Origin of the sequence: Bacillus sp. AF62 (assembly GCF_050312695.1) — a bacterium.
Classification (GTDB): domain Bacteria; phylum Bacillota; class Bacilli; order Bacillales; family Bacillaceae_G; genus Bacillus_A; species Bacillus_A cereus.
In genome coordinates, this window is record NZ_JBNPJZ010000101.1 from 1 (window position 1) to 23,052 (window position 23,052).

Below are 23,052 nucleotides of genomic sequence, written 5' to 3' on the forward strand. Positions count from 1 at the left end.
ACCTCACCAACTAGCTAATGCGACGCGGGTCCATCCATAAGTGACAGCCGAAGCCGCCTTTCAATTTCGAACCATGCAGTTCAAAATGTTATCCGGTATTAGCCCCGGTTTCCCGGAGTTATCCCAGTCTTATGGGCAGGTTACCCACGTGTTACTCACCCGTCCGCCGCTAACTTCTTGAGAGCAAGCTCTCAATCTATTCGCTCGACTTGCATGTATTAGGCACGCCGCCAGCGTTCATCCTGAGCCAGGATCAAACTCTCCAATAAAGTTAGTTTGTCTAGCATCTAAAAATAAAAATTGACGTTTCACGTTGTTTGTTTCGTTCAGTTTTCAAAGTTCAATATCGCGTTTCAGCGACTTTTATAATATATCATAGTATATTATTTTCGTCAACAAGTTTTTCAAGATAATTTGTATCTCTCATTTGCTGACTTTGCCTATTATATAGACTTTTCTATTACTATGCAAGTATTATTATAAAAAAATAAGAGGGGGAAAATCCCCCCTCTTATTCTTCAGAAGAAACCTCTTCATTAGATTCTTCTTCATCTTTCTGTGCTTTTGCTACTGTCGCTACCTCTTGCTCATCCTCTAAACGAATTAGACGAACACCTTGTGTATTACGTCCCATTTGAGAGATTTGATCAACTGGCATACGAATAATAACGCCTGCGGCTGTAATTAGCATGATGTCTTCTTCACCTGTTACAGACTTAACCGCTACTAACTTACCGTTTTTATCTGTAATGTTACAAGTCTTAAGACCTTTACCACCACGACTTTGTAGTCGATACTCTTCAACTGGAGTACGCTTACCATACCCGTTTTTCGTTACAATTAAAACATTCGTATCTTCTTCAACAATTTCCATACCTACTACTTGGTCCTCTTCGCCTAATGTAATAGCTTTTACACCAGCTGCATTACGGCCCATAGAACGTACATCTTGTTCATTGAAGCGAATTAACATACCGTTGCTTGTCCCTACGATAATATCTTTATCGCCAGATGTTAAACGTACAGAAATCACTTCATCTTCTTCACGAAGCGAAATTGCAATTAAACCGTTTGTACGTATATTTGCAAATGATGAAAGTGGCGTTCTCTTAGAAATACCTTGTTTCGTTGTAAAGAATAAGAACTGGTCGTCACCAAATTCACGAATTGGAATAATGGCATTGATCCACTCACCCTTATCTACCCCTAATAGGTTAATAATTGGTAGCCCTTTTGCAGTACGACTATACTCTGGGATTTCATATCCTTTCGTACGGTATACTTTACCCTTGTTTGTAAAGAATAAAATATGATCATGAGTAGACGTTGTTAATAAGTGTTCAACAAAGTCATCATCATTCGTACCCATTCCTTGTACACCACGTCCCCCACGGTTCTGTGTTTTGTACGTAGAAGCTGGTAACCTCTTAATATAACCGTTATGAGTTAACGTAATCGCAATGTTTTGCTCAGGAATTAAATCTTCATCTTCAATAAATTCCATACCGCCAATTGTAATTTCTGTTCGTCTCTTATCATTGAAACGCTCTTTTACTTCTGTTAATTCTTCACGAATAATCTCAAGAACTTTCTCTTCATCTGCTAAAATCGCTTTTAATTCAGCAATTAATTTCATTAAGTCTTGATATTCTTGCTCGATTTTTTCACGTTCTAATCCAGTTAAGCGTTGCAGACGCATATCTAAAATCGCTTGCGCTTGTTTCTCACTTAAACCGAAACGTTCCATTAAGCCTTGCTTTGCAATATCAGCCGTTTTTGAACTACGAATTAACGTAATAACTTCATCAAGATGATCTAAAGCAATTCGTAATCCTTCTAAAATATGGGCACGTGCCTCTGCTTTTTCTAATTCATAAGCAGTACGTCTACGGATTACTACCTTCTGGTGCTCCAAATAATGATATAAGTTTTGTTTTAAGTTTAGTACTTGAGGCTCTCCATTTACAAGAGACAACATATTAATACCGAAACTTGTTTGAAGTGCTGTATGTTTATATAGATTGTTTAATAGTACGTTTGCATTAGCGTCACGACGTACTTCCATGACAATACGCATACCATTTCGGTCTGATTCATCACGTAAATCTGTAATACCTTCAATTTTCTTATCGCGAACCAATTCTGCGATTTTTTCAATTAATCGTGCCTTATTAACTTGATAAGGTAGTTCCGTTACGATAATAGATTGTTTACCATTTGATTTCTCTTCAATTTCAACTTTGGCACGAAGCATAATAGAACCTCGTCCTGTTTCATAAGCTCTACGGATGCCACTTCGCCCTAAGATTAAACCTGATGTCGGGAAGTCTGGCCCAGGAATATATTCCATTAATTCCGCGATAGTGATATCTGGATTATGGCTTAATGCCAACACACCATCAATTACTTCGCCAAGTTGATGCGGCGGAATATTTGTTGCCATACCAACTGCAATACCTGTCGTACCGTTTACTAATAAATTAGGGAAACGCGCTGGTAATACAATCGGCTCTCTTTCCGAACCATCGTAGTTATCTTGGTAATCAATTGTATTTTTTGAAATATCACGTATTAATTCCATAGAAATCTTAGACATTCTTGCCTCTGTATAACGCATTGCCGCTGCTGAATCTCCATCTACAGAACCGAAGTTACCATGCCCATCTACAAGCATATAACGTTGACTGAAATCTTGCGCCATACGTACCATTGTTTCATAAACGGCTGAATCTCCATGAGGGTGATACTTACCGATTACTTCACCGACAATACGTGCTGATTTCTTATACGCTTTATCAGCTGTAATTCCTAAATCATTCATCGCATATAAAACCCTACGATGCACAGGTTTTAATCCATCACGAACATCTGGTAATGCACGAGATACGATAACACTCATTGCGTAATCTAAAAATGAGGTACGCATTTCATGACTAATATTAATTTCTCGAATTCGTGCTTGTTGTTGATTGTCTGACATCAACGAGCACCTCCTCTTACATTTCCGTTACACATACATTGATTTATATGTAGAAGACAGGAATACTTAGATTCCTGTCATTACTCATTTAAATATCAAGGTTTTTCACGTATTTTGCATTCTCTTGGATAAAGTTACGACGCGGTTCCACTTTATCACCCATTAAAATTTCAAATGTTTCATCTGCTTCTATTGCATCTTGAAGGGAAACTTGAAGTAACGAACGTACTTCTGGATCCATTGTCGTCTCCCATAGCTGAGTTGGATTCATCTCTCCAAGACCTTTATAACGTTGAATTCCTGGTTTCGGCTGGGCTGGTAACTCAGCTAATATTTTTTCAAGTTCTTTATCATTATAAGCATATTGAATTTTTTTACCTTGTTGCACTTTAAACAAAGGTGGCTGTGCGATATATATATATCCACACTCAATTATTTGACGCATATAACGATAGAAGAACGTTAATAATAGGGTACGAATATGCGCACCATCAACATCAGCATCGGTCATAATAATAACTTTATGATAGCGTGCTTTTTCGATATCGAAGTCCCCACCAATATTTGTACCAATCGCCGTAATAATTGTACGAACTTCATCATTTGATAAAATCTTATCTAAGCGTGCCTTTTCAACATTAATAATTTTACCCTTCAGCGGTAAAATTGCTTGAAAATGACGATCGCGTCCTTGTTTTGCAGATCCACCCGCAGAGTCACCCTCTACGATATAAATTTCACTAATTGCTGGATCTTTAGAAGAACAATCTGCCAATTTCCCTGGTAAACTTGAAACTTCTAAAGCACTCTTTCGGCGAGTTAGCTCACGAGCCTTTTTAGCTGCTACACGCGCACGTGCTGCCATCGTCCCTTTATCTACAACCTTACGTGCAACATTGGGATTTTCCAGTAAGAATTTTTCAAAAGCCTCAGAGAATACTGACTCCGTAATCGTTCTCGCTTCACTATTTCCAAGTTTCGTCTTCGTTTGCCCTTCAAATTGTGGATTTGGATGTTTAATTGACACGATTGCTGTTAAACCTTCACGAACATCTTCACCAGTCAAATTACTATCCGCATCTTTTAAAATGTTATTTTTACGACCATAATCGTTAATCACACGTGTTAAGGCAGTTTTAAATCCTACCTCATGTGTACCACCTTCATACGTATGAATATTATTTGTAAATGAGTAAATATGATTTGTATATCCTTCGTTATATTGAAGCGCAACTTCAACTTGAATACCATCTTTTGAACCTTCTACATATACAGGCTCTTCATGAATTGGTTGTTTTGAACGATTTAAATGTTCAACATATGATTTAATTCCACCTTCATAGTGGAACTCTTTCTTTTGCTTATGTTCACGTTTATCTTCAATTATTAATTTAATATTACGATTTAAAAACGCCAACTCACGCATACGAGTCGCTAGCGTATCGAATTCATATTCTGTCGTCTCTTTAAAAATTTCTGGATCCGGTTTAAAGCGAGTTATTGTTCCAGTCTTATCTGTATCACCGATGACTTTTAAATCTGCAACCGGAATACCTCTTTCGTATTTTTGGTAATGGATTTTGCCATCACGATGTACAAATACTTCTAATTCTGTTGATAAGGCATTTACAACAGATGCACCAACACCGTGCAAACCACCAGAAACTTTATAACCGCCACCGCCAAATTTACCACCAGCGTGGAGGACAGTCATAATAACCTCTACTGCAGGACGTCCCATTTTTTCTTGTATACCAACTGGAATACCACGTCCATTATCCGTTACAAGAATACTATTATCTTCTTCGATACTAACGTTAATTTCATCGCAATATCCTGCTAACGCTTCATCGATACTATTATCGACAATCTCCCATACAAGGTGGTGAAGTCCCTTCCCACTCGTAGATCCAATATACATACCCGGACGTTTCCGAACTGCCTCTAGTCCTTCAAGTACCTGTATCTGACTTTCATCATATGCATTTTCTTGCATTTGCTTTTGTTCCATTGACACAAAGATCACCTACTTTTCCATTTAAACAGGGGTTTATGCCCTATCTATTTCACAATCTACCGTGCCGTTCGTTACATGAATTGTTTTCGCATCTTTTAATGTTTCGTGTTCAATTCCGTCGACACTCGTCGTTGTAACAAATGTTTGCACCTTTCCTTGAATTGTATTTAACAGATGTGATTGACGATAATCGTCTAATTCTGATAAAACATCATCCAGTAAAAGGATTGGATATTCTTTAACCTCTGAATAAATTAATTCAATTTCAGCTAATTTTAGGGATAGTGCGGTCGTTCGTTGTTGTCCTTGCGAACCAAAGACTTGAACATTTTTACTATTAACGAAGAATTGTAAATCATCACGATGAGGACCAATTAAAGTCGTACCACGGAAAATTTCACGTTGTTTCACAGATTGAAAACTTTCATAGTATACTTCTTTTATTTTCGACAAATCCATTGATTCTGATACATCTACACTTGGTTTATAGACAATTTCTAACTCTTCTAATCCACGGCTTATACCGCGATGAATTGGAGCTGCCCATTCCTGTAGCAAATGCAAAAATTCAAAACGTTTTTGCAGTATTTTTGCACCATGCTCAATTAGTTGAAGTGTAAATACATCCAACATCGTTTCCTCATTCTTACTATTCCCTTGCATTTTTTTCAACAAGTGATTTCGTTGCGTGAGCACCTTTTGATATTGACTTAATTCATACAAATATACAGGAGCTATTTGTCCTAATTCCATATCTAAAAAGCGTCTTCTTACTTGAGGGCTTCCTTTTACAAGATTTAAATCTTCTGGGGCAAACATGACAACGTTCATCACGCCAATATATTGACTTAACTTTTGTTGTTCAAGTTGATTTAATTTTGCCTTTTTACCTTTTTTCGAAATATTTAATTCCAAAGACAAAGAACTGTTTCTTTTTTGTAATTTACCTTTTATTTGACCAAACTCTTCATCCCAGCGGATAAGTTCGCGATCATTAGAGGTTCTATGAGATTTCGCCATCGCTAAAACATAAATAGCTTCCATCAAGTTTGTTTTCCCTTGTGCATTTTCGCCGATAATTACATTTACCTTATCTTCAAAGGAAAGCTCTAATTTTTCATAATTACGATAGTTTTTTAATTGTATTTCTGAAATAAACAAAGGGCTCCCCCTTTATGCTTGAACTTGGAAAGTTCCGCTTCCTGGAATTTCAATAACATCATTCGCATATAGTTTGCGACCTCTTCTATTTTCAAGTTCGTTGTTCACGTACACTTCATATTCTTGTAAAAACCATTTTACAGCGCCACCTGTATCAATTACATCAGCTAACTTTAAAAATTGTCCTAGTGTAATATACTCTGTTGAAATTTTAATATGTTTCATAAAATCGCTCACTTTCTGAAAGTGTTCATTCTTTCATTGTACTAAATAAACTAACATTAGGAAAGTAATACCCAAAAATCAAATAAGGGCCACTAGCATCTTTAAACTAGCAACCCTTATTCCTTACCTAGTAAGTACGAACTGGTAAAATTAATTGAATAATTGAATCATCATTTACTGTACGAATTAAGAACGGTCTCATCGCCCCAGTAAAACTAACTTTAATCTCTGTACTATCCAAGGCTTTCAATGCATCCATCATATATTTTGCACTAAAAGATATTTTTAACTCTTCTCCATCTACTTTTTCACATTGTACTTCTTCGACAACTTTTCCAATTTCTGGTGAATTCGAAGAAATCTCTAGCATTTCTTGCTCTAAAGTTGATAATTTGACAACGTTATTGCGGCCATCTCTCGCTAATAGTGAAGCACGATCAATTGCTTGTAGGAATTCTTTTGTATTCACAAAAATATCCGTTTTACTCTCTGCTGGAATTAAACGTGTTGTATCTGGATAATTTCCTTCTAACAATCTTGAGAAGAATAATAAATGTTTTGTACGGAATAATACTTGATACTCCGTAATAACGATATCCACCATTTCTTCAGACTCATCTAGAATCTTACTTAATTCATTTAAGCTCTTACCTGGGATAACAACATTAGCTTGAAATTCATCTGCAATATTATGTCCTTCGATTTTCGCTTTTCGAAGTGCTAGTCTATGACTATCTGTTGCAATACAAGTTAACTCGCTGTTATATACCTTCCAGTTTACACCTGTCAAGATTGGTCTTGTTTCAGAAGTAGAAACTGCAAATACAGTTTGTCTGATCATATGCTTAAGTAAATCTGTTGGTATCTTAAATACATGATGTTCTTCAATCTGTGGTAATAACGGATATTCTGCAGAATCTAAACCATTTAAGTTAAATTCTGATTTTCCAGATTTTATTTTTGTCATAAAATGATTTTCCACAGAAATTTCGACAGTATCTTTAGGTAGTTTTTTTACAATCTCACTAAAATATTTTGCTTGTAAAACAATGCTTCCTGATTGAGCTATTTCTACGATTTCTTTTCCATTTTCTTCGACTGGAATAAACGATTCAATAGAAATATCAGCATCGCTTCCTGTTAATGTAACCCCTTCTTCAGTAGCTACAACTTTAATTCCCGTAAGGATAGGGATTGTTGTACGAGAAGAAACTGCCTTCATTACATCTTGTACACCTCTTACAAGATAGTCTTTTTGTATTGTAAAACGCATAAAGAAAAACCTCCGGTAAGTATAAGATTTTATTTAATTAATAAAGATAAAAAAATAGTAGTAATAGTAATAGGGCTTGTGGATATGTGGATAACCCCTTTGAAGGATGTAAAAACAGTCTATCTACATGTGGATAGACTGTGCGTAAAACAAGGTAAGTTATTCACACTATTCAGCTACTACTTTAAAATACCATTAATTTCTTCAACTTGCTTTTGTAATTGCGTATCGGTTTTTAGTAGTTTAGAAATTTTTTCATGGGCATGGATAACTGTTGTATGATCACGTCCACCAAATTCTTCACCTATTTTTGGTAAAGAGGAATCCGTAAGTTCGCGTGATAAATACATTGCAATTTGGCGAGGAAACGCAACTGATTTTGTGCGTTTTTTCGCTTTAAAATCTTCTAATTTTACTTGATAAACGTCTCCGACAGCTTTTTGAATATCATAAATAGAGATAATTTTCGGCTTAGAATTTGGAATAATATCTTTAAGTGCTTCAGCTGCTAAATCAGCATTAATATCTTTATTAATTAAAGATGAATAAGCTACAACTCGGATAAGTGCACCTTCTAATTCACGAATATTTGAATCAATTTGATTTGCGATATAAAGCATAACTTCATTTGGTATATCAAGCCCTTCAGCTTTTGCCTTTTTGCGTAAAATTGCAATTCGTGTCTCTAAATCTGGCGGCGTAATATCTGTAATAAGTCCCCATTCAAAGCGAGAACGAAGACGATCTTCTAAAGTTGGAATTTCTTTTGGTGGTCGATCACTAGAAATTACAATTTGTTTACTTTCTTCGTGTAATGCATTAAATGTATGGAAAAACTCTTCTTGAGTTTGTTCTTTTCCAGCAAGAAATTGAATATCATCTATCAATAAAACATCTACGTTGCGATATTTATTACGAAAATCAACAGCTTTATTATCACGAATAGAGTTAATAAATTCATTCGTGAATTTTTCTGATGATAAATATACAACTTTTGCATTTGGATTATGTTCAATTACATAATGACCAATTGCGTGCATTAAATGCGTCTTTCCAAGCCCAACTCCTCCGTAAATAAAGAGTGGATTATACGCTTTAGCTGGCGCCTCGGCTACAGCTAATGAAGCTGCATGGGCAAAACGGTTACCAGAGCCGATAACAAATGTATCAAATGTATATTTTGGATTTAACATGCTCTGTGGTAAATGAGCTGAATCATCTTGTGCTGGATTCCGCTTAACTGGAGGAAGATCAATGTCCTCTTCCGATTGACTTTGGGGAATAATAAAGCGAATTGCTAATTTTGCCCCTGTTAAATCGTATAGTGTTTCCGAAATTAGTTCTGAGTAATGAGATTCTAGCCAGTCACGAGCAAATTCATTTGGAGCTGTAATCGTTAATACGTCTTTCTTCAAGTTATGAGCCGTTGTTGATTTTAACCATGTTTCATAACTAGGCTTGCTTACCTTTTTTTCTAATTCTTTTAAGGCACTATTCCATAAATCAGAGATATTTTCCAAAGGTGTCCCTCCTTTACTAAGATGGTAAAAGAATAAGGTTGCGCAACAAATGTACAACCTAATAAATATAAAATGTATATTTATACGAAACGTATTTTAAAACCTAAAAACGTCGTTTGTATATGAGATAGGGTTTTCGACAAAAAAGCAAATGTGGACAACTATTTACCCACATGTGATTAAAACTGTCCACATGTTATACACAAATTGTGGATAAGATAAAGGTGTGGAAAACTTATTCAAAGTGAAAACACAACTATAATATCAAAAAAAAGTGGCTATAGCAATGAATTTAAGAAAGTTATCCACAAAATCAATACCTTGTGGAATAAACTTGTCCACAACACGATATACTGTGTAAAAGTGGGAAAAAAAGTTTGTGGATATAAAAAACGCGAAAAAACATTTATCCACAAGGAAATATAGATGCTGTGAAAAAGTATGTGAATAGGTTCAAAATGAATATTTGATGAAAATTTCTAGAACCATTGACATTTTCCTAGTTAATTAACTATAATTTATAGGACTGTCTTTAACAGATATTCCTCAGGGAGGTGTCATATAATGAAAAGAACTTACCAACCAAATAAACGTAAGCGCAGCAAAGTACATGGTTTCCGCAGCCGTATGAGCACAGCGAACGGACGTAAAGTGCTAGCAGCTCGTCGTCGTAAAGGAAGAAAAGTATTATCTGCGTAGACCACTGATCGTTCAGTGGTCTTTTTTTCTAATAATAGTGAATTTCCGCTGATGAAATACAGGAGTGTCAATTGATATGAAGAAAAAACATCGTATAAAGAAGAATGATGAATTCCAGGCGGTTTTTCAAAAAGGAAAATCAAATGCGAATCGTCAGTTTGTTGTATACCAATTAGATAAAGAAGAACAGCCAAACTTTCGCATCGGCCTTTCTGTTAGCAAGAAAATAGGAAATGCAGTAGTTCGTAATCGAATTAAGCGCATAGTCCGTCAGGCTATTACAGAGTTAAAAGATGAGATAGATTCTGGAAAAGATTTTGTTATAATAGCAAGGAAGCCTTGTGCAGAGATGACATATGAAGAAGTAAAGAAAAGCTTAATTCATGTCTTTAAACGCTCTGGTATGAAAAGAATAAAAAAGTAGCGTAAGGAAATGAATTACACTATATACATACCGAAACAAGGAGGAGCAGGCTTTGAAAAAGAAAATAGGTTTACTGGCCATGGTTATTACATTAATGGCAATTGCTACCGGCTGTAGTGAAACGGGTCAGCCGATTACATCGAAGAGCACTGGGATTTGGAATGAATATTTCGTATACCCGCTTTCTCAGTTAATCACGTATTTTGCGACATGGCTTGGTGATAATTACGGTTTAGCGATCGTTATTACGACCCTTATTATTCGTTTTGCATTATTACCATTAATGATTAAGCAAACGAAGAGTACGAAAGCTATGCAGGCGTTACAACCAGAAATGGTAAAGTTAAAAGAGAAATATAGCTCGAAAGACCAAGCAACACAGCAAAAATTACAACAAGAAATGATGCAGCTATATCAAAAAAATGGTGTAAATCCATTAGCCGGTTGTTTACCAATATTTGTTCAGATGCCTATTTTATTCGCATTTTATCATGCGATTATGAGAACATCAGAAATTAGTAAACATACATTTTTATGGTTTGATTTAGGACAGGCAGACCCTTACTATATCTTACCGGTTGTTGCAGCGATTACGACATTTATTCAGCAAAAGCTTGCAATGGCAGGAACTGCTGGTCAAAATCCACAAATGGCAATGATGATTTGGCTTATGCCGATTATGATTTTAATCTTTGCAATTAACTTCCCAGCTGCATTATCACTTTACTGGGTTGTTGGTAATATCTTTGGTATTGCTCAAATGTACTTTATCAAAGGGCCAGAGATTAAGGCTAACAAAGCTGGAGGCTCAAGCAAGTGAGTATAATTACTGCTAAAGGACAAACAGTCGAGCTGGCAGTAGAGGATGCTTTAAGGCAATTAAACACATCAAAAGATCGAGTAGATATAAATATTGTCGATGAGGGTAAAAGAGGGTTCTTAGGTTTATTTGGGAATCGTCCTGCAGTAGTAGAAGTTGTATTGAAGAAAGATCCAATTCAGGAATGTGAAGAATATTTAAGAAATGTTATTCACAATATGGGTGTGGAAGTTGAAATTAGTAAAATTGTAAAAGGACGCGAGATTAAATTTACAATTTCTGGTGATGATGTAGGAGTTTTAATTGGAAAAAGAGGTAATACATTGAACTCTTTACAGTATTTAACAAAACTTGTCGCAAATCGTAACACGAAGCAGTATATCGGTATTACACTAGATGCTGAAAATTATCGTAGTAAAAGAAAAAGTACGTTAGAATCACTTTCTTATCGATTAGCGAAACAAGTATCTAATACGAAAAAAAGAGTTATTTTAGAACCGATGCCATCTTTTGAACGAAAAATTATTCATCAGGCATTATCAAATCATCAAGGTATCAAAACAACTTCTGAAGGAAATGAACCACATCGGCATGTTGTAATATCTCCTAAATGACCGGTTGCTCAAATGAGTGCCGGTTTTTTTGAGCGAAAAATAGATGTGGATAACTAAAAAACACTAAACTTATCCACTGTGAATAAGTTTAGTGTTTTTTACATGGGGATATAATAAAATGAGTTATTCTTCTTTTGTAGATAGGTTCGTTATGGTATCCTAATAATTTAGTGAAAGAAATAATCATGTTGAAATAGAGATAAATAAGCAAGTGAGGTGAAAGGACATGGAATTTGATACAATTGCTGCGATTTCCACAGCGCTTGGAGAGGGTGCAATTGCCATTGTTCGAGTAAGTGGGGATGATGCGGTGGAGAAAGTTGACCGTATTTTTAAAGGGAAGGATTTAACAGAGGTTTCTTCTCATACTATTCATTATGGTCATATCGTTGATTTAGATACAAATCAAGTTATTGAAGAAGTTATGGTGTCTATTATGCGCGCACCGAGGACTTTTACACGTGAAAATATAGTGGAAATTAACTGTCATGGCGGACTTGTTTCAGTAAATAAAGTATTGCAACTTATTCTAGCGCAAGGAGTACGATTGGCAGAACCGGGCGAATTTACAAAACGTGCTTTTTTAAATGGACGTATCGATTTATCACAAGCAGAAGCTGTTATGGATTTGATTCGAGCAAAAACAGATCGTGCGATGAATGTAGCAATTAATCAAATGGAAGGGCGATTATCTAAATTAATTGGTCGCTTACGTCAAGAAATATTAGAAACATTAGCTCATGTTGAGGTAAATATAGATTATCCAGAATACGATGATGTAGAAGAGATGACACATAATATTTTAATTGAGAAAGCAACGCATGTTCGTTCGGAAATCGAAAAAATATTAGAAACATCAAAACAAGGGAAAATCTTACGTGAAGGTATTGCTACAGCAATTATCGGTAGGCCTAATGTTGGAAAATCATCGTTATTAAATAGCCTTGTTCAGGAGAAAAAAGCAATTGTAACTGATATTGCAGGAACAACTCGTGATGTTATTGAAGAGTACGTTAATGTGCGTGGCGTACCTCTTAAACTTATAGATACAGCCGGTATTCGTGAGACAGAAGATGTTGTTGAACGAATTGGTGTGGAGCGTTCAAAAGAAATGATGAGCCAAGCAGATTTAGTATTAGTTGTTGTCAACTATAGCGAGGCTTTAACAAATGAGGATGAAGATCTATTCCATGCGGTACAAGGAAAAGACTTTATTGTTATTGTGAATAAGACTGATTTACCGCAAGCAATTGATATGGAACGTGTTACAGAGTTAGCCGAGGGAAATCGTGTTATTACAACATCCTTAATTGAGGAACAAGGAATAGATGAACTCGAAAAGGCAATAGCTGATTTATTCTTTGAAGGAACAATCGATTCTACAGATATGACATATGTTTCTAATGCGAGACATATTGGATTATTAACACAAGCGGGACAAACAATCGGTGATGCAATTGAGGCAATAGAAAATGGTGTACCAATTGATATGGTGCAAATTGATTTAACAAGAACGTGGGAAATACTTGGTGAAATTACTGGTGACACAGTCCATGAAAGCCTAATTGACCAGTTGTTCTCTCAATTTTGTTTAGGAAAATAATATAGTGATGTTTTAGAAAGATAGAGATTATTAGGAGGAATAAACAATGGGATACAATGCCGGTTCATACGATGTCATAGTAATCGGTGCAGGTCATGCAGGATGTGAAGCTGGTCTTGCGGCAGCACGAATGGGCTCAAAAACATTAATGTTAACAATTAACTTAGATATGGTAGCATTCATGCCATGTAACCCTTCTGTTGGTGGACCAGCAAAAGGGATTGTTGTTCGTGAAATTGATGCATTAGGCGGAGAAATGGGACGTAATATTGATAAAACTCATATTCAAATGCGTATGCTAAATACAGGTAAGGGTCCAGCTGTACGTGCACTTCGAGCGCAAGCTGATAAATTCTCTTACCAACATGAATTGAAGAAAACAATTGAAGAAACACCAAACTTAACGTTGTTCCAAGGAATGGTAGAGCGTTTAATCGTTGAAGAAGGTATATGTAAAGGGGTAGTTACACAAGCTGGTGCAGAATATACAGCGAAAACCGTTGTAATTACGACTGGAACATTTTTACGTGGCGAGATTATCATGGGCGATTTAAAATATTCAAGCGGTCCAAATAATCAACAACCGTCTATTACATTATCTGAGCATTTAGAGGAGCTTGGATTTGATCTTGTTAGATTTAAAACAGGGACACCTCCGCGTGTAAACAGTAATACAATTGACTACAGTAAAACAGAAATTCAACCAGGTGATGATAAGCCGCGTTCGTTCTCTTTTGAAACAACGAAATTTATTATGGATCAAATTCCATGTTGGTTGACATATACAAGTACAGAAACACACCGTTTAATAGATGAAAATTTACATCGTTCAGCTATGTATTCTGGTATGATTAAAGGAACAGGCCCTAGGTACTGTCCTTCTATTGAAGACAAAGTAGTAAGATTTAATGACAAACCACGTCATCAAATTTTCTTAGAGCCAGAAGGGCGTAATACACAAGAAGTATATGTACAAGGTTTATCCACAAGCCTACCAGAAGATGTACAACGTGACATGCTTAGAACAATTCCTGGCCTAGAAAATGTTGAAATGATGCGCACAGGTTATGCGATTGAATATGATGCAATTGTGCCAACACAATTATGGCCAACACTTGAAACGAAAAAGATTAAAAATTTATATACAGCAGGACAAATTAATGGAACTTCTGGTTACGAAGAGGCGGCAGGACAAGGGCTTATGGCTGGGATTAATGCAGCATGCCGTTCTTTAGGTAAAAAAGAAGTTGTTTTAGGCCGCGAGGATGCTTATATTGGTGTCTTAATTGATGATCTTGTAACGAAAGGTACAAATGAACCATATCGTTTATTAACGTCTCGTGCAGAATACCGTCTATTATTACGCCACGATAATGCTGATCTTCGTTTAACTGAAGTTGGTCGTGAAATTGGATTAATTAAAGAAGAGCGATATGAGCGATTTACAAATAAAAAATTACAAATTGAACAGGAAAAGGAACGTTTAAGCAGCATTATTATTAAACCACGTCCTGAAGTTCAAGAATTAATTCGCAATATTGGCGGAAGTGAATTGAAAGATGGAATACGTGCAAGTGACTTATTACGTCGTCCAGAGATGACATATGAGCATATTCATCTTTTAGTACCAAGTGAAGTAGAATTAAGTGATGAAGTTACAGAACAAGTTGAAATTCAGATTAAGTACGAAGGATATATTGAAAAATCTTTACAGCAAGTAGAGCGAATGAAGAAAATGGAGAGTAAAAAAATCCCTGTAGATATTGATTATGACGCGATTTCTAGCCTTGCTTCAGAAGCTAGACAGAAATTGAAAGATGTTCGTCCACTTTCAATGGGGCAGGCTTCACGTATTTCTGGCGTAAATCCAGCGGATATTTCCATTTTACTTGTGTATATAGAACAAGGAAAAATTGCGCGCGTATCGAACCAATAACATAGTAAGGAGATATTGCTAGATGAACATAGAACAATTTCAATCTATGCTAGAAGAGAAGGGAATCACCCTCTCTTCTAGACAATTAGAGCAGTTCAAAATCTACTTTGAAACATTAGTAGAGTGGAATGAAAAAATGAACTTAACGGCTATTACAGAAAAAGAAGAAGTATACTTAAAACACTTTTTTGATTCCATTACAGCTGCTTTTTATTATGATTTTTCAAAACCATTCTCAATTTGTGATGTTGGTGCAGGGGCTGGATTCCCAAGTATTCCTTTAAAAATCTGTTTCCCGCACTTAAAAGTAACAATTGTAGATTCATTGCAAAAACGTATTAATTTCTTAAATCACTTAGCACAAAAGTTAGAATTAAGTGATGTTGCATTTTGTCATGATCGTGCTGAAACATTTGGGAAAAAAGAAGGTGTACGTGAATCATACGATATTGTAATGGCACGTGCAGTTGCGCGTCTTTCTGTATTAAGTGAGCTATGTTTACCACTTGTAAAAGTTGGAGGAACATTCATTGCAATGAAAGGTGCAGCAGCAAACGAAGAAATCGAAAATGGCAAGTATGCTTTAGAGGTTCTAGGCGGAGAGTTAAAAGAGATGTCTACGTTCCAATTACCGTTTGAAGAGAGTGAACGTAATATTTTATTAATCGAGAAAAAGCGCAAGACACCAAAGAAATATCCACGCAAACCGGGAACACCCAATAAATTACCTATTGAAAAATAAATCTTATTAGACGTAAGATTAAATTATATAAATGAAAACGTAAATGTTTCATAGGAAACATTTTATGGAGAATAGTCAATAGGCCTAAAAGGTGGTGGAATATGTATGAAAAATACGTTTTCTCGTTTATTTGGCTTTGGAGATAAAGAGAGCGAATTCGAATTACAAGACGAAAGCCATGAAGAGATAGATAAAAAGGTATATGAGGAAATACAAGAAATTCCGATAGTAAATATTACCCCTAACCGTTATCAACCAAGAACAGTTTTTGATGATGCGCGTATTGATGAGCTAGCATTAACGATTCGTACACATGGACTTATTCAGCCGATTGTTGTAAGGCAATATGAGGACGATAAGTATGAGATTATTGCTGGAGAAAGACGTTTTCGCGCGGCAACAAAGTTAGGTTGGGAAAAGGTTCCTGCAATTATAAAGAACTTAAATGATACAGAGACAGCTTCTGTAGCTTTAATTGAAAACTTGCAACGTGAGGAACTAACGGCAATCGAGGAAGCTGTGGCATATCAAAAGCTGATTGAGTTACATAATTTAACACAAGAAGCATTGGCACAACGACTTGGAAAAGGACAATCTACAATCGCAAATAAGTTGCGATTGTTAAAGTTGCCTGAAGAAATAAAAAGTGCATTATTAGAAAAAAGCATTACAGAACGTCATGCCCGCGCTCTCATTCCTTTAAAAAATAAGGAATTACAACTGAAGGTTTTACAGGAAATTGTGGAGAAACAACTGAATGTAAAGCAAACAGAAGAACGAATTGCGAAGTTACTAGAGGAAGCAAAACCGAAGCGTAAGGCAAAGCAAAAAGCAGTAAGTCGAGATACGAGGATTGCTATGAATACAATTAGGCAATCTTTACAAATGGTTACTGAAAGTGGTTTAAATGTTAATTCTGAGGAAGAAGAATTTGATGAGTACTATCAAATTACAATTAAAATTCCAAAGAAAAAATAATAATGACGTGTTAGAGACCTTATCCTATTGGAGAGGTCTCTTTTACTATATTTTCTTGTTAAATGAAGAAGGAGTTTAGAAATAAATTTTGAAGTTTAATAAAGGACGTAAAAGAAAAAGTTTTATTTCATGTTACAATAAACGTAATTGTTACTAGAATAAGATAGAAAGGTTGAAAGTAGGTGACATCATGGGAAAAATCATTGCTATTGCTAATCAAAAAGGCGGTGTTGGAAAAACCACAACATCTGTTAATTTAGGGGCTGGATTGGCGCAAGTAGGTAAAAAAGTCCTTCTTGTAGATATTGATGCTCAAGGAAATGCAACGACTGGTGTGGGAATTGAAAAATCTGAATTAGATCAATGTATTTACAACGTTCTTGTGGAAGATGCAGATGTTCAAGGGGTTATACAGAAAACCGCAACTGAAAACTTAGATGTTCTACCCGCTACAATTCAATTGGCTGGTGCTGAAATTGAATTGGTACCGACTATTTCCCGGGAAGTACGTTTGCAAAGAGCATTACAGCCAGTTCGTGATGAATATGATTATATTATTATCGACTGTCCCCCGTCTTTAGGGTTATTAACGATTAATGCATTAACAGCAGCAGATTCTGTTATTATTCCTGTACAGTGTGAATATTATGCACTAGAAGGATTAAGTCAGCTATTAAATACAGTTCGACTTGTACAAAAACATTTAAATAAAAATTTAGCAATTCAAGGCGTATTGTTAACAATGTTGGATGCTCGTACAAATTTAGGGATCCAAGTTATAGATGAAGTGAAAAAGTATTTTAGGGATAAAGTATATCGCTCGATTATTCCGCGTAATGTACGCTTGAGCGAGGCTCCAAGTCATGGGAAACCTATTATGCAGTATGACGCTAAATCAAGAGGAGCAGAAGTATATATAGATTTAGCAGAGGAAGTGATTGCAGGTGGCTAAAGGATTAGGAAGAGGAATTAATGTGTTTTTTCCTGATTTAGATGTGAAAGAAGAGGAAACAATTCAGGAGATTATTGTAACTGAATTAAGGCCAAATCCATATCAACCGCGTAAACACTTTAATAAAGAGGCTATTCAGGAATTAGCAATTTCGATTAAGGAACACGGTATTCTACAACCATTAATTGCTAGAAAGAGTATTAAAGGATATGAAATCGTTGCAGGTGAAAGACGATTTCGTGCTGCAAAAGAGGCTGGTTTAGAAAAGGTACCTGCGGTTGTAAGACAATTAACTGAACAGCAAATGATGGAATTTGCTTTGTTAGAAAACTTACAACGAGAAGATTTAAATCCTATGGAAGAGGCAATGGCATACCAGATGTTAATGAATGAGCTAAATGTAACGCAAGAACAATTAGCGAAACGTCTTGGCAAAAGCAGACCTTACATTGCAAATTATACTCGGTTATTAAGCCTCCCTTCGTTCGTCCAAGATATGATTGCAAATGGTCAACTTTCAATGGCTCATGGGAGAACTTTACTTACGATAAAAGACGAAGAACAATTGAAGTCCTTATTGAAACGCATTGAAAAAGAAGGATTAAATGTTCGTCAATTAGAGAAAATCGTCCAAGAGATTAATCAACACGTTTCACGTGAAACAAAAAAAGTGAAAAAAGAGCGAAATATATTTTTCGTAGAACGTGAAACGTTCTTAAGAGAAAAGTTTGGCACAGATGTGAGAATTAAAGAGACGAAAAAAGAAAAAGGTAAAATCGAAATTGAATTTTTTAATAAAGAAGATTTAAATCGTATTTTAGAACTATTAGCACAGAAAAATTAAAAAGCAAACCATCTTATTATTTATAGATGGTTTGCTTTTTTTAATGCGGATAATTTTTGATCCGTCTCTTTTATACTTTGTGCGATTACATCAGCCATTTTCATGACTAAACTTAATCTTGTATTTTGAAGAACGAAAAACTCCATAAACCCATTTAGATTGACGATACCGTGTATATGCAGGTCACCAACTGCAGGCAATTTCTTATTCATAGCAGCACCCGGTTTACTAGGTCCCTTTCCAGTAGTGATTGACCCAATATTTTGGGACTTTCCTAAACATGCATCAACAGCAATTAAAAATGCAGTAGGATGTTTTTTCTGTATATTCTGAATTTTTTCTTCTAAATTTAGTGCATGTACTGGCTCATCTAGTGTACCGAATATTTGGAGGTTTTTGATGTCTATTTGTTCAAGTTTTGTACCAACTAACGGGCCGAGTGCGTCACCTGTAGAACGATCTGTTCCGATACAAACGAGAATGAGTGGTATATTAGTTTTAATAGGAATATGGGTAAGTAAGAAATTACTGATTATCTCAGAGGCTTCTAGATCTTGGTGCATAACGTTTTGAGTTTCTTTCTCAAAAAATGGTAAGCGAAAACTTCCAATGTTCATGAAGCACCCATCCTTTTAATAAATTTTCAATATATGTTATATGGTGAGAAAAATGGAAAGCTATAAGTGCGTAATTTTTGCAAAATGTGAATGAAAACGGAAATAATAGTACTAGTATATATATATTCGTTCCATTTTATACCTGAATGGCGGGGATAAAATAGGATTAAAATCATAAAATTTTTTCAGCAATTAGAGGACTTCTGATACAATAATAAGGATAACTAAAAAGAAATTTTAGCTAGAGAGGTAGAGGTACATGGATTTATTAACGAAGTGGTTTAATTCTACGAAACAGTATTTATTAGATGCTGATCGTTGGGCTCATATTGGAGTTGCGACATTAAAAATATGTATTATTTTAACAATTGGTGCAGTTGTTGTGCGAATTGCAAGAGCGGTTGTACGAAATGCGTTTCGTATGGGGAGTCGTTCTCCAATTCAAATTTCAGAACGTCGTACAGTTACAGTGGCGAAATTACTTGAAAATATTGTAGCGTATGTTGTTATGTTCATTATGCTAATTGCGATTTTAGGTGTGTTTGATATTAATGCATCAGGTTTATTAGCGGGTGCTGGGGTAATTGGTTTAGCAGTCGGATTTGGTGCTCAAAGTTTAGTGAAAGACGTTATTACAGGTTTATTTATTTTGCTAGAAGATCAGTTTTCAGTTGGCGATTATGTTAAAATCGGTCAATTTGAAGGAGTCGTTTTAGAAATTGGACTTCGTACAACGAAAGTAAAGAGTTGGACAGGTGAAATTCATACTTTACCAAATGGAAGTATTATTCAAGTTACTAACTATTCAGTTAGTAATAGTGTAGCGTTTGTTGATGTATCTATTTCATATGAGGCTGATATTGCGAAAGCAGAACAGGTTATTGAAGATTTATTAGTAGAGTTACCTTCAAAGTATGAAAAAATGGTAACAACACCTCAATTATTAGGTGTGCAAACGTTAGCTGCATCAGAAGTTATATTACGCGTTATCGCTGAAGTAGAGCCGATGCAACATGCAGTTATTGCAAGGGCACTTCGTAAAGAGATTAAAAATCGTCTTGATTTACATGGAATTGAAATTCCATATCCACGTATGGTTTTATACAATCGTGAAGAATTGGTTAGTGGAAAAGCAATTTAGTATGGAGAGGAGTTTGAAGAGTGGAGCAAAAGGAATATAACTTGTACGATGTTGTGGAAATGAAGAAAGCACATCCATGTGGCGAGAATCGTTGGAAAATTATTCGTATGGGAATGGATATCCGCATTAAGTGCGAGGGATGTGACCATTCAGTAATGATTACTCGAAGAGAGTTTGATCGTAAGGTGAAAAAAATACTTGTGAAGCACGAAGAATAGAGGGAGAGTAACAGTTACAGTAGGTAACTGTTACTTTTTTTCGTTTGGCGGAAACTTGTCATTTTTTTCGTTACTATCTATAATGATGAAAGATTGAGACATAGGAGTGAAAAATATGGGATTAACGGCTGGGATTGTTGGATTACCTAACGTAGGTAAGTCCACTTTATTTAATGCAATTACACAAGCAGGAGCAGAATCTGCAAACTATCCATTCTGTACAATTGATCCAAACGTAGGGATTGTAGAAGTACCAGATGAGCGTTTAAATAAATTAACGGAATTAATAGAACCGAAAAAGACTGTTCCGACTGTATTTGAGTTTACTGATATTGCAGGTATCGTAAAAGGTGCTAGTAAAGGTGAAGGTTTAGGAAATAAATTCTTATCTCACATTCGTCAAGTAGATGCAATTTGCCAAGTTGTTCGTTGTTTTGAAGACGAAAATATTACGCACGTTTCAGGGAAAGTAGATCCAATTGATGATATCGAAACAATCAACTTAGAGCTAATTTTAGCGGACTTAGAGTCTGTTGATAAGCGTATCGAGCGTGTTGCGAAATTAGCAAGACAAAAAGATAAAGAAGCTGTATATGAGCATGAAATTTTAGTTCGTTTAAAAGAGGCTTTTGAAGAGGGGAAACCGGCTCGTACTGTTGAATTTACAGAAGAGCAGATGAAGATTGTTAAAGGCCTTCATTTACTTACAACAAAAGAAATGTTATACGTAGCGAACGTAAGTGAAGACGATGTTATCGATCCTTCGGAAAATAAATACGTACAAATGGTAAAAGAATTTGCAGAAAATGAAAATTCTCAAGTAATCGTTGTATGTGCAAAAATCGAATCAGAAATCGCTGAATTAGACGAGGAAGAGAAAAAAGTATTCCTTGAAGAACTAGGTATTGAAGAGTCTGGTTTAGATCAATTAATTCGTGCAGCATATGACTTATTAGGACTTGCTACTTACTTTACAGCTGGCGTTCAAGAAGTACGTGCTTGGACATTTAAACAAGGTATGAAGGCACCACAATGTGCTGGTGTTATTCATACAGACTTTGAGCGTGGATTTATTCGTGCAGAAACAGTTTCTTACGATGACTTAATGACAAACGGTTCTATGACAGCTGCAAAAGAAGCTGGAAAAGTACGTTTAGAAGGAAAAGAGTATATCGTAAAAGACGGAGATGTTATGCACTTCCGTTTTAACGTTTAATCTAATATTTCCTAGGAAAAATAAAGATATGAGCTTGGCGAATATATTATATGTTTGCCAAGTTTTTTATGTATTGGTGAGTTGATTCATATAACTTACTATGATATAATCTAAACTCGTGAGTAATTACTATAAATTAATTGCTCCTTGCCCATTATGGGCCGTTTAGACCAAAAGGAGGTGAAAGTGTAATGAGAAAGTACGAAATTATGTACATCATTCGTCCTGGCGTTGAAGAAGAAGCTCAAAAAGCTTTAGTTGAACGTTTTGCAGGTGTTTTAACAAACAATGGTGCAGAAATCATTAACACGAAAGAGTGGGGTAAGCGTCGTTTAGCTTACGAAATCAACGACTTACGTGAAGGTTTCTACATGATCTTAAACGTGAACTCTAACGCAGAAGCGATTAACGAATTCGACCGTTTAGCTAAGATCAACGAAGACATCCTTCGTCATATCGTTGTTAAAGAAGAAGAAAAATAATTGATATATAAGGGAGAGTGGTTCGATTGATGAATCGTGTTATCCTCGTTGGTCGTTTAACTAAGGACCCTGACTTACGTTACACGCCCAATGGTGTTGCAGTAGCTACTTTTACGTTAGCTGTGAATCGCGCATTTGCGAATCAACAAGGTGAGCGTGAAGCTGACTTTATTAATTGTGTAATATGGCGTAAACAAGCAGAAAACGTAGCAAATTATTTGAAAAAAGGAAGCTTAGCAGGCGTAGATGGACGTCTTCAAACTCGTAATTACGATGGACAAGACGGTAAACGTGTATATGTAACAGAAGTTCTTGCGGAAAGCGTACAATTTTTAGAGCCGCGTAATGGCGGTGGGGAGCAACGTGGTTCATTCAATCAGCAACCATCAGGAGCTGGTTTCGGTAACCAAGGCTCTAACCCATTTGGTCAATCTAGTAATTCAGGTAACCAAGGTAATCAAGGGAACTCTGGATTTACGAAGAATGACGATCCATTTTCAAATGTAGGTCAACCGATCGACATTTCCGACGACGATTTACCGTTCTAATACAGTAAATTTGTTAGTTTTAACAAAGAATGGAGGGAAATA

22 protein-coding genes and 1 rRNA gene are annotated in these 23,052 nt (G+C 35.8%); 15 read left to right on the top strand and 8 right to left on the bottom strand.

Translation table 11 applies throughout. The annotated features are described in order from the left end of the window. From ACQRBL_RS26325 to dnaA, 7 genes are all read right to left on the bottom strand, one after another. Window positions 1-269 (bottom strand): 16S ribosomal RNA (locus ACQRBL_RS26325); the annotation flags it as partial. A gap of 242 nt (window positions 270-511) precedes the next feature. Further along, window positions 512-2,980 carry a DNA gyrase subunit A gene (gyrA, locus tag ACQRBL_RS26330; RefSeq protein ID WP_063546178.1) on the bottom strand — a complete coding sequence of 823 codons (2,469 nt, stop codon included), beginning with the start codon at window positions 2,978-2,980 and terminating at the stop codon, window positions 512-514. A gap of 88 nt (window positions 2,981-3,068) precedes the next feature. Next, window positions 3,069-4,991 (bottom strand): DNA topoisomerase (ATP-hydrolyzing) subunit B, encoded by a 1,923-nt coding sequence (gene gyrB / locus ACQRBL_RS26335; protein WP_411995866.1) that lies wholly within the window; start codon window positions 4,989-4,991, stop codon window positions 3,069-3,071. A 39-nt stretch (window positions 4,992-5,030) separates the two neighbouring features. Further along, a complete protein-coding gene (gene recF / locus ACQRBL_RS26340) occupies window positions 5,031-6,158 on the bottom strand; it encodes a DNA replication/repair protein RecF (RefSeq protein ID WP_000470755.1) in 1,128 nt (375 codons plus the stop codon). Window positions 6,159-6,170: 12 nt separating this feature from the next. Next, window positions 6,171-6,383, bottom strand: a complete 213-nt coding sequence (gene yaaA, locus ACQRBL_RS26345; protein WP_000680510.1) for a S4 domain-containing protein YaaA — start codon at window positions 6,381-6,383, stop codon at window positions 6,171-6,173. A 127-nt stretch (window positions 6,384-6,510) separates the two neighbouring features. Next, the gene (gene dnaN / locus ACQRBL_RS26350) at window positions 6,511-7,656 is read right to left on the bottom strand and encodes a DNA polymerase III subunit beta (protein WP_001212886.1); all 1,146 of its coding nucleotides are present in this window, start codon (window positions 7,654-7,656) and stop codon (window positions 6,511-6,513) included. A gap of 179 nt (window positions 7,657-7,835) precedes the next feature. Beyond that, window positions 7,836-9,176, bottom strand: coding sequence for a chromosomal replication initiator protein DnaA (gene dnaA, locus ACQRBL_RS26355; RefSeq protein WP_000428028.1), 1,341 nt, complete (start codon window positions 9,174-9,176; stop codon window positions 7,836-7,838). Between the two features lie 564 nt (window positions 9,177-9,740). On the opposite strand from dnaA, the gene rpmH reads away from it, so the two are divergent. The 10 genes from rpmH to spo0J all read left to right on the top strand — a co-directional run bounded on the left by rpmH (window position 9,741) and on the right by spo0J (window position 18,788). Next, window positions 9,741-9,875: a 50S ribosomal protein L34 gene (gene rpmH / locus ACQRBL_RS26360; RefSeq protein WP_000831901.1), complete on the top strand. Its 135-nt coding sequence runs from the start codon at window positions 9,741-9,743 to the stop codon at window positions 9,873-9,875. Between the two features lie 76 nt (window positions 9,876-9,951). Beyond that, window positions 9,952-10,299 carry a ribonuclease P protein component gene (rnpA, locus tag ACQRBL_RS26365; protein ID WP_023523635.1) on the top strand — a complete coding sequence of 116 codons (348 nt, stop codon included), beginning with the start codon at window positions 9,952-9,954 and terminating at the stop codon, window positions 10,297-10,299. Window positions 10,300-10,351: 52 nt separating this feature from the next. Further along, window positions 10,352-11,119, top strand: a complete 768-nt coding sequence (gene spoIIIJ, locus ACQRBL_RS26370) for a YidC family membrane integrase SpoIIIJ (RefSeq protein ID WP_000726764.1) — start codon at window positions 10,352-10,354, stop codon at window positions 11,117-11,119. Continuing rightward, on the top strand, window positions 11,116-11,733 hold the full coding sequence (gene jag / locus ACQRBL_RS26375; protein WP_097920080.1) for an RNA-binding cell elongation regulator Jag/EloR: 618 nt from the start codon (window positions 11,116-11,118) through the stop codon (window positions 11,731-11,733). Before spoIIIJ ends, jag begins: the two co-directional genes overlap by 4 nt. Before the next feature lie 226 nt (window positions 11,734-11,959). Continuing rightward, window positions 11,960-13,336: a tRNA uridine-5-carboxymethylaminomethyl(34) synthesis GTPase MnmE gene (gene mnmE / locus ACQRBL_RS26380; protein ID WP_000393762.1), complete on the top strand. Its 1,377-nt coding sequence runs from the start codon at window positions 11,960-11,962 to the stop codon at window positions 13,334-13,336. Window positions 13,337-13,382: 46 nt separating this feature from the next. Continuing rightward, complete coding sequence (gene mnmG / locus ACQRBL_RS26385; protein ID WP_000541052.1) at window positions 13,383-15,272, top strand: tRNA uridine-5-carboxymethylaminomethyl(34) synthesis enzyme MnmG; 1,890 nt, start codon at window positions 13,383-13,385, stop codon at window positions 15,270-15,272. A gap of 22 nt (window positions 15,273-15,294) precedes the next feature. Further along, window positions 15,295-16,014, top strand: coding sequence for a 16S rRNA (guanine(527)-N(7))-methyltransferase RsmG (gene rsmG, locus ACQRBL_RS26390; RefSeq protein ID WP_001019628.1), 720 nt, complete (start codon window positions 15,295-15,297; stop codon window positions 16,012-16,014). Between the two features lie 105 nt (window positions 16,015-16,119). Then, window positions 16,120-16,992 (top strand): nucleoid occlusion protein, encoded by an 873-nt coding sequence (gene noc, locus ACQRBL_RS26395; protein WP_016513285.1) that lies wholly within the window; start codon window positions 16,120-16,122, stop codon window positions 16,990-16,992. Between the two features lie 190 nt (window positions 16,993-17,182). After that, on the top strand, window positions 17,183-17,944 hold the full coding sequence (gene soj, locus ACQRBL_RS26400; RefSeq protein WP_000516114.1) for a sporulation initiation inhibitor protein Soj: 762 nt from the start codon (window positions 17,183-17,185) through the stop codon (window positions 17,942-17,944). Further along, a complete protein-coding gene (spo0J, locus tag ACQRBL_RS26405) occupies window positions 17,937-18,788 on the top strand; it encodes a stage 0 sporulation protein Spo0J (RefSeq protein WP_023523632.1) in 852 nt (283 codons plus the stop codon). The genes soj and spo0J overlap by 8 nt, the downstream gene beginning before the upstream one ends. Window positions 18,789-18,808: 20 nt before the next feature. Here spo0J and yyaC read toward each other — a convergent pair whose 3' ends face one another. Beyond that, window positions 18,809-19,405: a spore protease YyaC gene (yyaC, locus tag ACQRBL_RS26410; RefSeq protein ID WP_411995865.1), complete on the bottom strand. Its 597-nt coding sequence runs from the start codon at window positions 19,403-19,405 to the stop codon at window positions 18,809-18,811. A 259-nt stretch (window positions 19,406-19,664) separates the two neighbouring features. Here yyaC and ACQRBL_RS26415 point away from each other — a divergent pair, with 259 nt between their 5' ends. From ACQRBL_RS26415 to ssb, 5 genes are all read left to right on the top strand, one after another. Continuing rightward, the gene (locus tag ACQRBL_RS26415; protein ID WP_000365115.1) at window positions 19,665-20,546 is read left to right on the top strand and encodes a mechanosensitive ion channel family protein; all 882 of its coding nucleotides are present in this window, start codon (window positions 19,665-19,667) and stop codon (window positions 20,544-20,546) included. A gap of 20 nt (window positions 20,547-20,566) precedes the next feature. Beyond that, entirely contained in the window at window positions 20,567-20,764 is a 198-nt protein-coding gene (locus ACQRBL_RS26420) for a DUF951 domain-containing protein (RefSeq protein WP_000435486.1), read from the top strand. A gap of 115 nt (window positions 20,765-20,879) precedes the next feature. Continuing rightward, window positions 20,880-21,980 (top strand): redox-regulated ATPase YchF, encoded by a 1,101-nt coding sequence (gene ychF / locus ACQRBL_RS26425; protein ID WP_411995864.1) that lies wholly within the window; start codon window positions 20,880-20,882, stop codon window positions 21,978-21,980. Window positions 21,981-22,171: 191 nt separating this feature from the next. Beyond that, a complete protein-coding gene (gene rpsF, locus ACQRBL_RS26430; RefSeq protein ID WP_001233781.1) occupies window positions 22,172-22,462 on the top strand; it encodes a 30S ribosomal protein S6 in 291 nt (96 codons plus the stop codon). Between the two features lie 26 nt (window positions 22,463-22,488). After that, window positions 22,489-23,010, top strand: coding sequence for a single-stranded DNA-binding protein (gene ssb / locus ACQRBL_RS26435; RefSeq protein WP_002094213.1), 522 nt, complete (start codon window positions 22,489-22,491; stop codon window positions 23,008-23,010). The last annotated feature ends 42 nt before the right edge of the window (window positions 23,011-23,052 follow it).

Coding starts and splice junctions, on each gene's coding strand:
- gyrA (WP_063546178.1), bottom strand. CDS start 2,980: ATGTCAGACAATCAACAACAAGCACGAATTCGAGAAATTAATATTAGT.
- gyrB (WP_411995866.1), bottom strand. CDS start 4,991: ATGGAACAAAAGCAAATGCAAGAAAATGCATATGATGAAAGTCAGATA.
- yaaA (WP_000680510.1), bottom strand. CDS start 6,383: ATGAAACATATTAAAATTTCAACAGAGTATATTACACTAGGACAATTT.
- dnaN (WP_001212886.1), bottom strand. CDS start 7,656: ATGCGTTTTACAATACAAAAAGACTATCTTGTAAGAGGTGTACAAGAT.
- rpmH (WP_000831901.1), top strand. CDS start 9,741: ATGAAAAGAACTTACCAACCAAATAAACGTAAGCGCAGCAAAGTACAT.
- rnpA (WP_023523635.1), top strand. CDS start 9,952: ATGAAGAAAAAACATCGTATAAAGAAGAATGATGAATTCCAGGCGGTT.
- mnmE (WP_000393762.1), top strand. CDS start 11,960: ATGGAATTTGATACAATTGCTGCGATTTCCACAGCGCTTGGAGAGGGT.
- mnmG (WP_000541052.1), top strand. CDS start 13,383: ATGGGATACAATGCCGGTTCATACGATGTCATAGTAATCGGTGCAGGT.
- rsmG (WP_001019628.1), top strand. CDS start 15,295: ATGAACATAGAACAATTTCAATCTATGCTAGAAGAGAAGGGAATCACC.
- noc (WP_016513285.1), top strand. CDS start 16,120: ATGAAAAATACGTTTTCTCGTTTATTTGGCTTTGGAGATAAAGAGAGC.
- soj (WP_000516114.1), top strand. CDS start 17,183: ATGGGAAAAATCATTGCTATTGCTAATCAAAAAGGCGGTGTTGGAAAA.
- yyaC (WP_411995865.1), bottom strand. CDS start 19,405: ATGAACATTGGAAGTTTTCGCTTACCATTTTTTGAGAAAGAAACTCAA.
- ACQRBL_RS26415 (WP_000365115.1), top strand. CDS start 19,665: ATGGATTTATTAACGAAGTGGTTTAATTCTACGAAACAGTATTTATTA.
- ychF (WP_411995864.1), top strand. CDS start 20,880: ATGGGATTAACGGCTGGGATTGTTGGATTACCTAACGTAGGTAAGTCC.
- rpsF (WP_001233781.1), top strand. CDS start 22,172: ATGAGAAAGTACGAAATTATGTACATCATTCGTCCTGGCGTTGAAGAA.